At 55.0% G+C, this 12,440-nt stretch carries 13 protein-coding genes; 2 read left to right on the top strand and 11 right to left on the bottom strand.

Features of this window, described 5'->3' with window-relative positions:
- Nucleotides 1-14 precede the first annotated feature (14 nt).
- Together ACFX4U_RS10255 and fucR are read left to right on the top strand one after the other, a co-directional pair.
- The gene (locus ACFX4U_RS10255) at nucleotides 15-1,004 is read left to right on the top strand and encodes a sensor domain-containing diguanylate cyclase (RefSeq protein WP_313508071.1); all 990 of its coding nucleotides are present in this window, start codon (nucleotides 15-17) and stop codon (nucleotides 1,002-1,004) included.
- On the top strand, nucleotides 1,001-1,711 hold the full coding sequence (gene fucR / locus ACFX4U_RS10250) for an L-fucose operon activator (RefSeq protein WP_313508070.1): 711 nt from the start codon (nucleotides 1,001-1,003) through the stop codon (nucleotides 1,709-1,711). Before ACFX4U_RS10255 ends, fucR begins: the two co-directional genes overlap by 4 nt.
- Here fucR and hybG read toward each other — a convergent pair.
- The 11 genes from hybG to yghX all read right to left on the bottom strand — a co-directional run bounded on the left by hybG (nucleotide 1,702) and on the right by yghX (nucleotide 12,346).
- Nucleotides 1,702-1,956 (bottom strand): hydrogenase maturation factor HybG, encoded by a 255-nt coding sequence (gene hybG / locus ACFX4U_RS10245; protein WP_017457498.1) that lies wholly within the window; start codon nucleotides 1,954-1,956, stop codon nucleotides 1,702-1,704. The two genes, fucR and hybG, sit on opposite strands and share 10 nt — an antisense overlap.
- A 7-nt stretch (nucleotides 1,957-1,963) precedes the next feature.
- Nucleotides 1,964-2,302, bottom strand: coding sequence for a hydrogenase maturation nickel metallochaperone HypA (gene hypA, locus ACFX4U_RS10240; protein WP_313508069.1), 339 nt, complete (start codon nucleotides 2,300-2,302; stop codon nucleotides 1,964-1,966).
- On the bottom strand, nucleotides 2,295-2,774 hold the full coding sequence (hybE, locus tag ACFX4U_RS10235) for a hydrogenase-2 assembly chaperone (RefSeq protein ID WP_313508068.1): 480 nt from the start codon (nucleotides 2,772-2,774) through the stop codon (nucleotides 2,295-2,297). The genes hypA and hybE overlap by 8 nt, the downstream gene beginning before the upstream one ends.
- A complete protein-coding gene (locus ACFX4U_RS10230) occupies nucleotides 2,764-3,261 on the bottom strand; it encodes a HyaD/HybD family hydrogenase maturation endopeptidase (protein WP_313508067.1) in 498 nt (165 codons plus the stop codon). Before ACFX4U_RS10230 ends, hybE begins: the two co-directional genes overlap by 11 nt.
- Nucleotides 3,261-4,964 (bottom strand): hydrogenase 2 large subunit, encoded by a 1,704-nt coding sequence (gene hybC / locus ACFX4U_RS10225; protein ID WP_313508066.1) that lies wholly within the window; start codon nucleotides 4,962-4,964, stop codon nucleotides 3,261-3,263. The genes ACFX4U_RS10230 and hybC overlap by 1 nt, the downstream gene beginning before the upstream one ends.
- A complete protein-coding gene (gene hybB / locus ACFX4U_RS10220) occupies nucleotides 4,961-6,133 on the bottom strand; it encodes a Ni/Fe-hydrogenase cytochrome b subunit (RefSeq protein ID WP_313508065.1) in 1,173 nt (390 codons plus the stop codon). Before hybB ends, hybC begins: the two co-directional genes overlap by 4 nt.
- Nucleotides 6,123-7,100, bottom strand: coding sequence for a hydrogenase 2 operon protein HybA (gene hybA, locus ACFX4U_RS10215; protein WP_313508064.1), 978 nt, complete (start codon nucleotides 7,098-7,100; stop codon nucleotides 6,123-6,125). Before hybA ends, hybB begins: the two co-directional genes overlap by 11 nt.
- Before the next feature lie 2 nt (nucleotides 7,101-7,102).
- The gene (hybO, locus tag ACFX4U_RS10210; protein ID WP_305734980.1) at nucleotides 7,103-8,221 is read right to left on the bottom strand and encodes a hydrogenase 2 small subunit; all 1,119 of its coding nucleotides are present in this window, start codon (nucleotides 8,219-8,221) and stop codon (nucleotides 7,103-7,105) included.
- 241 nt (nucleotides 8,222-8,462) lie between these two features.
- Entirely contained in the window at nucleotides 8,463-8,750 is a 288-nt protein-coding gene (locus tag ACFX4U_RS10205) for a DUF2623 family protein (RefSeq protein ID WP_313508063.1), read from the bottom strand.
- Between the two features lie 68 nt (nucleotides 8,751-8,818).
- The gene (locus tag ACFX4U_RS10200; protein ID WP_313508062.1) at nucleotides 8,819-10,468 is read right to left on the bottom strand and encodes a methyl-accepting chemotaxis protein; all 1,650 of its coding nucleotides are present in this window, start codon (nucleotides 10,466-10,468) and stop codon (nucleotides 8,819-8,821) included.
- 990 nt (nucleotides 10,469-11,458) lie between these two features.
- Nucleotides 11,459-12,346, bottom strand: coding sequence for a YghX family hydrolase (yghX, locus tag ACFX4U_RS10195; RefSeq protein ID WP_313508061.1), 888 nt, complete (start codon nucleotides 12,344-12,346; stop codon nucleotides 11,459-11,461).
- Between the last annotated feature and the right edge of the window lie 94 nt (nucleotides 12,347-12,440).

Raw genomic sequence — 12,440 nt, 5'->3', positions numbered from 1 at the left:
CCGTAGCCCGCCAAATGTCTGAAACCGCGTTAAAACAGCAGATCCAGAATCTGAAGAAGCACAACGCCCGGCTGGTGCGGATCGCACGCGATGCGCGCAATAAACTCAGCGCCGCGCTCGACGGCACCGGGCTGTGTTTGTGGCAACTGGATGTGCCAAGCGGCAAGCTCATTATCTTTAACCGCCGCTGGGGTTCGATGCTTGGCTATCAACCCAAAGCGCTGAGCGCCCACTTTGATGTCTGGCGCGAACACCTGCATGAAGATGACCGGCAACAGGTGCTGGATGCGTTTTATGACCATTTGCATGGCAAAACGCCGTTTTACGAAGCGTTGCACCGCATGCGACATAAAAACGGTACCGTGACTTGGGTGCTCGATCGCGGTCGCGTCACCGACCGGGACGCCAGCGGCGCGCCGTTGAAAGTGACCGGCACGCACATTGATATGACCAAAGAGAAGCAGTACGAAGAGCAACTGGCTCTGCTTGCCAACCACGATCCGCTGACCGGCCTCGCGAACCGTCATGCGCTACTGCAACACTTTGCTGAACTCAATCTCGCCGGGCCGCTGTGTGTGGCATTTATTGATCTGGATGATTTCAAAGCGGTAAACGATACGTTTGGCCACCGCAGCGGCGATGAGTTGCTGATCCAGCTCAGCCAGCGCCTGCGCGCTGCCTGCCCGGAGGGAACCGTCATCGGGCGGCTTGGCGGCGATGAGTTTGTTCTGTTGCTGCCCTTTGCGCTCAACAGCCTGCTGATTAACAGCACGGCGCATAGCTGTTTGCGTGCCATCCTCAGCCCCTTCGAGCTGGATAATGGCGAGGCGTCGGTGGGTGCATCGATAGGCATTGATGAAGTGCAAGCCGGGGATGATTTCGTTAATGCGCTGATGCGTGCCGATCGCGCGATGTATCACATTAAGCACACCGGTAAAAACGGCGCGGCCATCGGCAAAATACTGATTTCGCTCTCGCCGCAGCATCATGAGGAAACGCCATGAAGCACGCGCGCCAGCAAGCGATTCTGCAGCTTCTCACCAGCCAGCACAGCATCACAACCCAGGCGCTGGCGGTGCAGTTGAATGTCAGTATTGAAACCATTCGCCGCGATCTGAACGCGCTGCAAACGGCGGGGAAAATTGTGCGTCGCCACGGTCTGGCGCGCACAATGCATGATGGCGGGGAACCATTTCGCACCCGGCTAAAAAGCCATTATGCGGATAAAGCCGACATCGCCCGCCACGCACTGAACTGGATAGAAGCCGGGATGACGCTGGCGCTGGATGCCAGCTCCACCTGTTTTCATCTGGCGCGGCAGTTACCGGATATCCCGTTGACGGTGCTGACTAACAGTCTGCCGGTGTGCCAGGAGATGGCGCGGCGCGAACAGATTGAGCTTATCTGCTCGGGCGGCCGACTGGCGCGCACGGAGCGTTGCTACGTGAATCCGGCTCTCGCCAGTCTTCTGAAATCGCTGGAGATTGATCTGTTTATCTTCTCCTGCGAAGGCGTGGATGCGCGCGGCGATATGTGGGATTCCACCCGCCACAATGCGGCGTTCAAAGCCCAGCTGTTACGCCGGGCGCAGCAATCATTGCTGTTAATTGATAAGAGTAAATTCTATCGCGCCAGCGAAGCGAAGATCGGCAATTTGTCGCAGGTCACGCAGATGGTGACCGACGCCAACATCGACGCGCCTCAGCGCTGAGGGGCAAACGCTTCGATTTCCATGTTGCGCAGCGCTTCCAGCGTCGCCAGCGCTTCGTGTTCATCAATCACGCTCATGGCGAAACCGACATGCACCAGCACCCATTGCCCCAGCAATTCACGCGGTGAATCCTCGCACACCAGCGCGATATTGACGTCGCGACGCACGCCGCACACATCCACCTGCGCCAGTTGATGAAAATCATCGCCAACGGCCACCACCTGACCCGGTACGCCTATACACATCTTTGCTTTACTCCACTTCGATACTTTTGATCTGCACGCCGTCGCTGCGCTCAATATGCAGCGTCGGGCAGTGGCAGAGCGGGCACTCATCGTGCCGTTCGGTTTTCACCGTCTGGCTACAGTTCCAGCACCAGGCTTGCGCCGGTTTATGCAGGATATGCAATGTGCACCCCTGCGCCAGCGTCTCGCGGCAGGCGATATCAAAACCAAACCGCAGCGCGCTCTCTTCCACACAAGCCAGCGCGCCCACTTCCAGCCATACGCCCGTCACGCGCTTCGCGCCATTTTGCCGCGCCTGCTGTTCAATGATCTCCACCGCGTTCTGGCACAGGGATAACTCATGCATGCGCTTTGTCCCGCAGTCCTTGCAGCAACGCGCGACGGCTTACCGCGGCATCGGTGACCGGCAACGAGAGCGCCATTTTCAGGCAGTTATCGGCAAGCGCAATGCCAGCATCAACAGACAATCCCCGATCCAGCGGCGACATCAGTGAGCAGCTCAGGTATTGCCCCAATGCGGCTAATTCGCCGACGGTAAAGGTCATTTCGCCATAGGGCAATCGCAGCCCCAGCCGCTGGCTCACCGGGCGGCGAGGCCAACACTGCTGCGGGCCGGGGTAGATTTGCACGCTCAGCATCCACGGCGTCAGCACACAGCCCAGCCACTGTTCTTCAAAGCGGGTGAACGGCGTGACATACACCGGCATCGTTGCATGGACAAACGGCAGACTGTGCATCTCCTGCTCGGCAATCGCCATAAAAGCCGCCTGCACTTCGCGGTGCGGCGAAACGTCGAACCCTATCACCTCATCCTGCATATTCGGTCTCCCGTAAAACAGGCTCCACGCCGGATTCGCGCAGTGCCGCCAGCACCGCCTGTAGCGCGGTGTCCAGGCTCGCCTCCACCAGCGGTGTCAGGCCGATATGCGGCTCCAGCGAGGACGGAATAATACCAATCAGCGTCAGTTTTTTCGGAAACTCCCCGGTAAAGCGCAACGCCGACAGCACATCCGATAACCCCAACTGGTGCGGCGAAATTTTATTGCTGAACAGCGTTGGCACGTCGTCATCGCGCAGGCAGATAACGGCACCCGGCTCGCTTTTGCGGCTGACCACCGCATCGGCGATGATCAGATGATCGCGGTTAGCCATCGCCTCAAGCAGCTCCATGCCCGCCGTGCCGCCATCCAGCACCTCAACATGCTCCGGCAGGCGGTAACGCTGCTCAAGCGCTTCCACCACCCGCACGCCAATCGCTTCATCGGTAAGCAAAATGTTGCCTACGCCTAACACTAAAATCGACATCACAGCACCTTCACCGACACCACATCGTTGCCGTCGGCATCCACCACGTGTACCGCGCACGACATACAGGGGTCGAACGAGTGAACGGTGCGCACCACTTCCAGCGGTTTTTGCGGATCGGCAATTGGTGTACCCACCAGTGACAGCTCGTACGGCCCGGCGTCGTCGTTGAAGTTACGCGGCCCGGCGTTCCAGGTTGACGGCACTACGGCCTGGTAGTTATCGATTTTGCCGTCTTTGATAACGATCCAGTGGGAGAGCATGCCGCGCGGCGCTTCAAGGAAGCTAACGCCTTTAAACTCGCCGCTGGCGGGGATCTCCGTATGGCTAATGGTTTGCACATCGCCTTTGCCGATATTATCTATCAGTGCCTGATACTGCTGCTGCAAGACCTGGTGTAACTCGCAGGCATGAACCGTGCGCCCGATAATGCGCCCCAGCGTAGAGTGCAGTTGCTCCACCGCCACCGTTTTGCCGGTGAGTTTCTGGTAAATGGCGGTGATGTCATGCAATTTTTCCGTCGTTGCCGGATGTTTTGCCGCCAGCTTGCAGAGCATATTGGCGAGCGGCCCCACTTCGACCGTTTTGCCGTAAAAAGTGGGTGATTTAACCCAGGAATATTTGCCCTCTTCCTGCCAGCCGGTGTACTGCGGCAGCGTGGTGCCCTGCCACGGCTCCTGCGGCGCGTCGTCTTTATACCAGGCGTGTTTCGCGCTCTCCTGAATGCCTTTAATCAGGAAAGGATCGGTGTGGGTGTTGATTTCACGGTAGGTGCTAAGATCGGCATTTTCGATGTAGCCGCCAGAAAACAGGAAACTGCCGTTGTTGGCGTCGGTGGGGAATTCCGGCGCGCTCAGGTAGTTCACCGCGCCTTTACCGAGCGTGAGCCATTCCGGGTAAAACGCCGCAATCACCGCCGTGTCGACTTTATAAACCTGCTCGATAAACCCTTCCAGCTTGTCGATAAACGACTTGAGGTACATCAGGCGTTCAAGGTTCAGCACTTCGATGCCATCAAGATTGATCGGGTTGGCAACCCCGCCCACCGCCAGGTTCTGAATGTGCGGCGATTTACCGCCAAGCAGCGCGACAATGCGGTTAGCGTCGCGCTGACACTCCAGCGCTTGCAGGTAGTGGGCGACGGCAATCAGATTTACTTCCGGCGGCAACTTCATTGCCGGGTGGCCCCAGTAGCCATTGGCAAAAATGCCCAGTTGGCCGCTGGCGACCAGCGCTTTGATCTTCTCCTGCACCGCTTTGAAGTCGTTTTCACTGTTAAGCGGCCAGTCGGAAAGCCCCTGTAGCAGCGCGGCGGCTTTCGCCGGGTCGGCATTCAGCGCGCTGGTGATATCGACCCAATCGAGCGCCGAAAGCTGATAGAAATGGACGATATGATCGTGAATCGAGTGGGCGGCCAGAATGATGTTGCGGATGTACTGGGCGTTACGCGGCACCTTCACCTCCAGCGCGCTTTCTACCGCTCGCACCGAGGCAATGGCGTGGATTGTTGTACAAACGCCGCAAATGCGCTGCATGATTATCCATGCGTCGCGCGGGTCGCGGTTTTTGACAATCTCTTCCATCCCGCGCCACATGGTTCCTGACGACCAGGCCTTTGATACAACGCCGTTTTCAATTTCGCAATCAATGCGTAAATGACCCTCAATACGGGTGACCGGATCAATGGTGATACGTTGACTCATGCTTTACTCGCCTCATGTCGCGCAGATGTTTTTAACGGAGGAATAATCGGCAACAGACGTATCAGTAAGATGTACGCACAGACTTCAATTGCCACAAAACCGATGGAAATCAATAACTCTTCCGCTGTCGGGAAGTAGTGGTAGCCGTTGCCGGGATTAAAGGCCAACAGCGAATAAGAGAGCCGCCACAGCGCACAGCCGAGCAGCATGCTCAACGCGCCAAGGAACAAAAAGCGGGAATCACGGCGCAGACGCGGCGCACGCAGGATCAGCAGCGGCAAAGCCAGCAGCGCCATTTCCAGCCAGAACATCAGGCTGTAAAAATCACCGGCAAAGGCGTAATGCCATTTGTCACGCCACGTGATCTCTCCCAAACGCAGTACCAGGAACAGCGCTAACAGTACGCTCAGGATGGTGATCAGTTTGCCAAACAGACGTTTTTCATCCGGCCCGTTGCCACGCAGGCTGGCCTGCATTAATGAGCCTTCGAAAATGACAATTGAGAAGCCCATAATAAACGCGGTCAGCAGCGAGAAAACCGGCAGCATTTCATAGCTCTGCCACAGCGGGTAAACCTTATATCCGGCGGCAATCATCAACGAGCCCATCGACGACTGGTGCATGGTCGGCAGCAGCGCGCCAAGCGCGATAATGAAAAACATCACTTTATTGAGACGGCGCAGCGAAACCTTCCAGCCGAGCCTTTCCAGCAGCGCCGGTGCGAACTCCAACGCCATCACGCCGATGTAAATCGTCATACAGACCGCGGTTTCAAACAGCACTGAATTGACGTTGAAATGGCCGGGAATATAGAAGTAAGGCAGGTTCCAGTAACGACCAACGTCGATGGTGATGGACAAGCCGCCCAGCGAATAACCGAACAGGCTGCACAGCAGCGCCGGGCGCACCAGCGGGTGATAGTCGCCCCGGTTAAAGACATACACTGCCCACGCCAGCGCCCAACCGCCACAGGCAAAGCCGGTGCCGATCAGCAAATCAAACGCGATCCAGATCCCCCACGGATAACCACCGTTCAGATCCGAGACCGATCCGAGCCCGAAGATCAAACGTTTGAGGATAAAGATCGCGCACAGCACGATCAGCGGGGCGAACAGCAGCACCGGTTTACTCAGCAGTTTGCCGCCCATCGCTTGTGGATCATGACTCATGATCGCCTCCGTCATGGTTGTCCCGCGTATTGCGGCGCACCAGTGCGGTCAGCCCAACCAGCACGGCAAGCGGCAACATCATCCCTTTGTAAACCGTGTGTTGAACGTGCTCTGAGCGTGCGCCGGTTGCCAGGTCGGCAAGCGCCGGCAACCCCAGCTCCTGATAAGGAACGCCGGTCAGCACCAGCACCTGCGTGCCGCCGCCCTCTTTCTCGCCGTACAAATGCGGGTAGTAGCTGGGCACGTTATGCAGATAGGTATCGTTGGTGTTCAATGTCTGGCGCGGATAGCGGTATTCAGAGCCAGGTTTCATAGTGAGACGTTTTTTGGCTTCGGCGAGCAGTTCTTCGCGCGTGCCGAAAATCACTGCGCCCGCCGGGCACACTTCCACACACCCGGGCAGCTCGCCGTTATCCAGGCGCGCCACGTCTTTCTGGTTGCAGAGTTCGCATTTATGCAGCGCGCCGAAGGGGTTGTTGTAGTCATACTTCGGCACATCGAACGGACAGGCGACCATGCAGTAGCGGCAGCCAGTACAGACGCTGGCATCGTAATGAACAATGCCGGTTTTGGCGTCTTTTTTCAGTGCCTGCACCGGGCAGACGGAAACACAGTTGGCATCCACGCAGTGCATGCACTGCTTTTTGATATAGGCGTAGCCGTCGCGCAGTTGGTCTTTGTTTTCGCCACTGCCGCTGTGCCAGACCTGAATAATGTTGTTGGTATAGGGCGAAAGTTTGTCGTTATTCGACCAGGTTTGCTCGCCCTGTGGGTTGCGTTGCGGCGTGTTAATTTCCTGACAACGCGTCACACAGGCCTGGCAACCGACACAGAGCGTGGAGTCGTATAACATCCCCAGCGCGCCGGGGATCGGCGGGCGGTTTTGCGCGGCGGCAAAACTCGCGGACGATCCCCCCACCAGCAGCGCCCCGCCTGACGCCACTTTGAGAAAATCACGTCTGTTCACGGCTAGTCTCCCTGTGAATCCGTGTCGTTTTTCTTCTGCTGGCGACCCAGTTCACGCACGGTCATCACGCCGACACCCGCCACCAGACCTACGACGCCGCCCAGCAAACCGACAGCGCTTGCCGACACGGTGCCGCCCTCTTTCAGGTTGACGTCTGGTTTCGCGGCGCGCGGCGTAGGGTTATCCACATGCGCAAGCTGGGAGATGCCTTTGTGAAAGCCAACCCCCTCTTCGTTGCAGCCGTAGCACGGGTGACCAATGGCAACCGGCCAGACACCGCCCACATCGCAAAACTGCAACGTTGAGCAGTTGCCCCAGGTTTCCGGGCCTTTGCAACCTAAGTGATACAAGCACCAGCCTTCGCGATGCCCCTGATCGCCATACGCTTTCGCAAAACGTCCGGCATCGAAATGCGGTCGACGTTCGCAATGCTCGTGAATTAAGCGCCCGTAGGCAAAGCGGGGACGGTTTTTGGCGTCAAGCGCCGGAGGTTTGCCGAAGGTGATGATATGCGCCACCGTGGCAAGAAAGTTTTGTGGGTTTGGCGGGCAGCCGGGAATGTTGATCACCGTTTTGCCAGGCAGCACATCTTGCAGGCTGACTGCGCCGGTCGGGTTAACGCCCGCCGCCGCCACGCCGCCCCAGGCGGCGCAGGAGCCAATGGCGATAATCGCCGCCGCGTTTTCCGCCGCTTTACGAATATGGTCGACAATCGGTTCGCCGGCCACCATGCAGTAAACACCGCCGTCTTTCATCGGAATCGAGCCATCGACCACCAGCACGTACTGGCCTTTGTACTGCTCCAGCGCCCGGTGTTTATTCTCTTCAACCTGGTGACCAAACGCGGCAGAAAGCACTTCGTGGTATTCCAGCGAAATGGTTTCCAGCACGAGGTTTTCTACCGTGGGGTGGGTCGCGCGAAGCAGTGATTCGGTACAGCCTGTGCACTCCTGCGCGCCAATCCAGATAACGGGTGGACGCTGGGGATGACTGACAGCTTCGGCCATTTCGGCAGCGGCTTTGCCGCTTAACCCCATGGTCGCCGCCAGTGCAGCACACAGTTTCATAAAATCACGACGGCTCACGCCATGAGACGCAAATTGTTGGTTCTCTCCTGCCATTTATTGTTATCCCTTAGCCTGGACTAGGATTATTCTCCACCTGATTGGCAGATGAATGCTGCGATCGCCCCGACAAATAATCACATAAAAAACAAGGGTATTATGCAAAAAGCCGGAGAGTGTTGCAGTAGTCACAGAAAAATGAGGGGCTTAGGGGCACAAAACGGCAAAAAAAATGAAAGTCACCCTCGACAAAAGTGACCTTCACAAAAGAGAACGACATATTGAGCAAAGCTTATTTTTAGATTTCGAGACGGTAACCCGCCATAAAAAATCGGATCACAGTGCTGGAGTGGCCCTCACGAAAGAAATCCATCACCATGTCCTTATCCAGCCCGTAGCGACGCGTAAGAATGCCTGCTTCCCACGCGCTGAGTTGACGATCGCCCGTTTTTTCAAACATCCGATGCGAAAACCCGAGTACAAAACCACGCTTATAGTCCGGGCAGAAATGCGCCACGTTACTGGCGCTGTCCGCCTGCGCCGCATTCAGCCCGGCCATCAAGCCCTTACCAAAATGGTTGTCCATCGTTATCACCCCCACAATCGTTATATAAAAAATTATATAACGATCTTTCGTGGCGGCGATAGCGCTGATTAAAACGCGACCCACTCATCCGAAGACGTTGCTGCTTTACGCGGTGCGCCGCGCGATAAATCCGGTTTTACCAGCGCGGTGGCCGCAGGTTTCTGCTGCTCGTCACTGGAAAGGCGGAACTGCTGCACGGAACGCTGCAACTCTTCGGTCTGGCGCTCCAGCGCGGCTGCGGCGGCGGAAATCTCTTCCACCAGCGCGGCGTTCTGCTGCGTTACGCTGTCCATCTGAGTAATTGCCACGCCCACCTGAGAAATACCCTTACTCTGTTCATCCGTCGCAGAAGCAATCTCTTTCATAATGGTGGTCACTTCTCTCACCGCACGCAGAATGCTTTCCATGGTGGTGCCGGTGTCATTGACCAGTTTCGCGCCTTTCTCTACGCGGGAAACAGAATCCGCGATCAGCGTTTCGATCTCTTTCGCCGCGCCGGCACTGCGGCTGGCGAGGTTACGCACTTCACCTGCGACCACCGCAAAACCGCGACCTTGCTCACCCGCCCGCGCGGCTTCCACGGCGGCGTTAAGCGCAAGAATGTTGGTCTGGAAGGCGATGCTGTTAATCACGTTGGTGATTTCGGCGATTTTCTTCGAGCTGTCAGAGATGCCATCCATTGTGCTGATGACTTCTTTTACTAGCGCGCCGCCTTTGCTGGCGGTGGTCGACGCCACTTGTGCCAGTTCGCTAGCCTGGTTGGCGTTATCCGCGTTCAGTTTTACCGTTGAGGTCAGCTCTTCCATGCTGGCAGCGGTTTGTTCCAGCGCCGCAGCCTGCTCTTCAGTACGAGAAGAGAGATCGTTATTGCCGGTGGAGATTTCGGACGCACCGCGCCAGATATTCTCGCTGCCGTGGCGAATGCTGCTCACCGCTTCACGCAGGCTATCCTGCATTGCTAACAGCAGCGGGATCACCTGACCCACGCAGTTACGTCCCATATCTTCCAGCGGCTGGCTGAGATCGCCCTGCGCCATCAGGCTGAAGTGCGCACGAATACGGTTCAGCGGTTTCACCAGCATGGCGACCAGATAGCGGTCGGTGAACAGCAGAATTAACAAGCCAATCACCATTGCCGTAATAATCGCGACACGCGTGGTGCTGGTGCGCGCATCGACCATCACGCGTGTTTCATCGAGGCTGCTGCTGGCCGCTTTATTAAAGCTTTCTGTCGCCGTACCAAAGCTGCGGCTCAAACCCGGCGTAACATTGTTGGCCTGCTGGCGGTACGCGTCTGGCGTACCTTGCTGCGCCAGCTGCATCTGCGGAGTTACCCCTTGATCCAGCAGCGCCTGCCAGGCGGCGATCACTTGTTCAGATACTTTGGGATCCATCGGGCCCGGCGATACGGCTTTAAACTCCGTCAATTTACGCGACATGGTGTCCAGCGCCTGTTGCACCGGAGCCATATCTGGCGAGCCACCCGCAGCTTTGGCTTCCATCACACGGCTAAGACGAGTAACAAATCGGAAGTACTGATCATTACCCTGGCTAAGAAGAGTCATTTGCGTCACAAGCTGGCGATCGACGTCATTGCCATCTGCGACTTTTGACAGAGAAAAAACACTATACAAGCCGACGCCAGACCACAGCACGCCGAAGATCCCGAGGATCACCAGCATCACGGCTCGTATAGTAAAGTTACGAAGCATATTCATAATATTGTCCTTGCGGTAATGGTGCTTTCTCGCCTGCGGGCGAGAGTTATCTCCATTTATCGGCAAGGTGCGGAAAATATTAAATGTCCACCTAAAAATTTTTGTATGAAAACAGCGTTGATCTTTTCTCTTTCTTCTGCCACTTGAGCCGCCGCCAAAACGATTATTCTGCTAACTTTATTTCACCGTAAATGCGGTTAATGCCGACGCAATATGCTAACAAATAACAGCATAACCAACTAATATTAAACGATATTTTCATTTAATACTTTATTATAAAAACGACCACAAATATGGCAACAGGAAAGAACGTCAATTTTTAAAACGTTGTGCCATAAAATTAAAAACCATAATTAATAAATAAAAATGACATTGGGTAACGATATAAAAATCACGCTTTAACATAGCGATAATGGTTAATATCGCCATTTTAAAAACACCGATAAATATCACTAATCATTCGCTGAAAAAGTTAAAAAAATAAGAGTTAAGCAAGCTTTAAATGCTTGTGAAGTGATGTTAAAAAAGATGTTTTTTTATGCAACATAACCCGATAGTCAGGCAGATAAAGATACAAGGGGAAATGTTAAAATCCAATCATATCGCGGTATGTAGAGGTGCTGCGGCTCGCGCTCGTTGCCCGGTCATGCAATGAGTGCGGAGACAAAACCTCTACAAACGATTATTTTTGTATACATTGATAAATATTATGAATAGCCCGCAACGATTTAGGCCGCGCCGTTTTTTTAGCCGCTTTCCCAGGAATTTTCGCAGAAAGAACGGGTGCCTAAAGTAAATTAAAAACGCTTTTTTGCCTGCCAGGAAAAGCCAGAAAACCAATGGCATTGCGTTAATTATCTATTTTTCTGCATTTCTAACTTAAAAAGCTGGAAATCATTGCTTATGCAGTTAATTAACGTCGTTAAATAAAGAAAATTCGAGATATTAAACTTTTTTATATTTTCGGCATCCCTGCCAACATTACAGCCACTAGGCGAGATACTTTTTGAACCACTCCAGGGTGCGTTGCCAGGCCAATTCGGCCGCCGCCTTATCGTATCGCGGCGTTGAATCGTTGTGAAAACCGTGGTTAACGCCGGGATAAACCCACGCTTCGTAAACTTTTTGATGGGCCTTTAAAGCCTGTTCATAAGCAGGCCAGCCTTCGTTGATGTTCTTGTCCAGCGCCGCGTAATGCAGCAACAGCGGCGCGTTGATTTTCGCCACGTCCGCCGCCGGAGGTTGCCGACCATAAAAAGGTACCGCGCACGCCAGTTCGGGGTAAGCCACCGCCGCTGCGTTTGACACGCCGCCGCCATAGCAAAAACCGGTGATCCCCACTTTGCCCGTCGCCTGCGGATGCTTTTGCATAAACTCGATGGCGGCAAAAAAATCATTCATCAGTTTTGTCGGGTCAACTTTCTGCTGCAATGCGCGACCTTCATCATCGTTACCTGGGTAGCCGCCCACGGAGCTTAAACCATCCGGTGCCAGCGCAATGTAACCTGCTTTGGCGACGCGGCGAGTCACATCTTCGATATACGGATTTAGCCCACGGTTTTCATGTACCACCACCACTGCCGGCACGTTGCCCTGCGCTTTTGTCGGTTTAACCAGGTAGCCACGCACATCGCCATGCCCGTTTGGCGACGGATAAGTGATGTATTCAGGATGAATGTCCGGATCGGTGAATTCCACCTGCGTTGCCAGCGCGTAGTTCGGTTTCAATAAGTTGAACAGCGCCAGCGCCGTCATACCGCTGACCGCATATTTGCCCGCCAGCTGTAAAAACTCTCGCTTATTGATCTTGCCGTGTGCGTAGTAGTCGTAGTAATCGAGCAACTCCTGCGGGAAATCTTTCGCTGTTAACCGCGTCATCGTTTATCTCCGTCTATGTATGCCTCTCTAAGCAAAGCATAGCGCTCCGCTTTTCGCTCAAAAAACATCCAGACACAACCTCATCTTTTGATGT

The sequence above is a fragment of the Kosakonia sp. YIM B13588 genome, from assembly GCF_042788165.1.
Taxonomy (GTDB): domain Bacteria; phylum Pseudomonadota; class Gammaproteobacteria; order Enterobacterales; family Enterobacteriaceae; genus Kosakonia; species Kosakonia sacchari.
Note: the sequence above shows the minus strand (reverse complement) of the source record. Positions and strands in the feature narration are given on the sequence as shown.

What these genes read in the sequence shown, in the direction of transcription:
- ACFX4U_RS10255 (WP_313508071.1), top strand. Translation starts at nt 15, where the DNA reads ATGTCTGAAACCGCGTTAAAACAGCAGATCCAGAATCTGAAGAAGCAC.
- fucR (WP_313508070.1), top strand. Translation starts at nt 1,001, where the DNA reads ATGAAGCACGCGCGCCAGCAAGCGATTCTGCAGCTTCTCACCAGCCAG.
- hybG (WP_017457498.1), bottom strand. Translation starts at nt 1,956, where the DNA reads ATGTGTATAGGCGTACCGGGTCAGGTGGTGGCCGTTGGCGATGATTTT.
- hypA (WP_313508069.1), bottom strand. Translation starts at nt 2,302, where the DNA reads ATGCATGAGTTATCCCTGTGCCAGAACGCGGTGGAGATCATTGAACAG.
- hybE (WP_313508068.1), bottom strand. Translation starts at nt 2,774, where the DNA reads ATGCAGGATGAGGTGATAGGGTTCGACGTTTCGCCGCACCGCGAAGTG.
- ACFX4U_RS10230 (WP_313508067.1), bottom strand. Translation starts at nt 3,261, where the DNA reads ATGTCGATTTTAGTGTTAGGCGTAGGCAACATTTTGCTTACCGATGAA.
- hybC (WP_313508066.1), bottom strand. Translation starts at nt 4,964, where the DNA reads ATGAGTCAACGTATCACCATTGATCCGGTCACCCGTATTGAGGGTCAT.
- hybB (WP_313508065.1), bottom strand. Translation starts at nt 6,133, where the DNA reads ATGAGTCATGATCCACAAGCGATGGGCGGCAAACTGCTGAGTAAACCG.
- hybO (WP_305734980.1), bottom strand. Translation starts at nt 8,221, where the DNA reads ATGGCAGGAGAGAACCAACAATTTGCGTCTCATGGCGTGAGCCGTCGT.
- ACFX4U_RS10205 (WP_313508063.1), bottom strand. Translation starts at nt 8,750, where the DNA reads ATGGACAACCATTTTGGTAAGGGCTTGATGGCCGGGCTGAATGCGGCG.
- ACFX4U_RS10200 (WP_313508062.1), bottom strand. Translation starts at nt 10,468, where the DNA reads ATGAATATGCTTCGTAACTTTACTATACGAGCCGTGATGCTGGTGATC.
- yghX (WP_313508061.1), bottom strand. Translation starts at nt 12,346, where the DNA reads ATGACGCGGTTAACAGCGAAAGATTTCCCGCAGGAGTTGCTCGATTAC.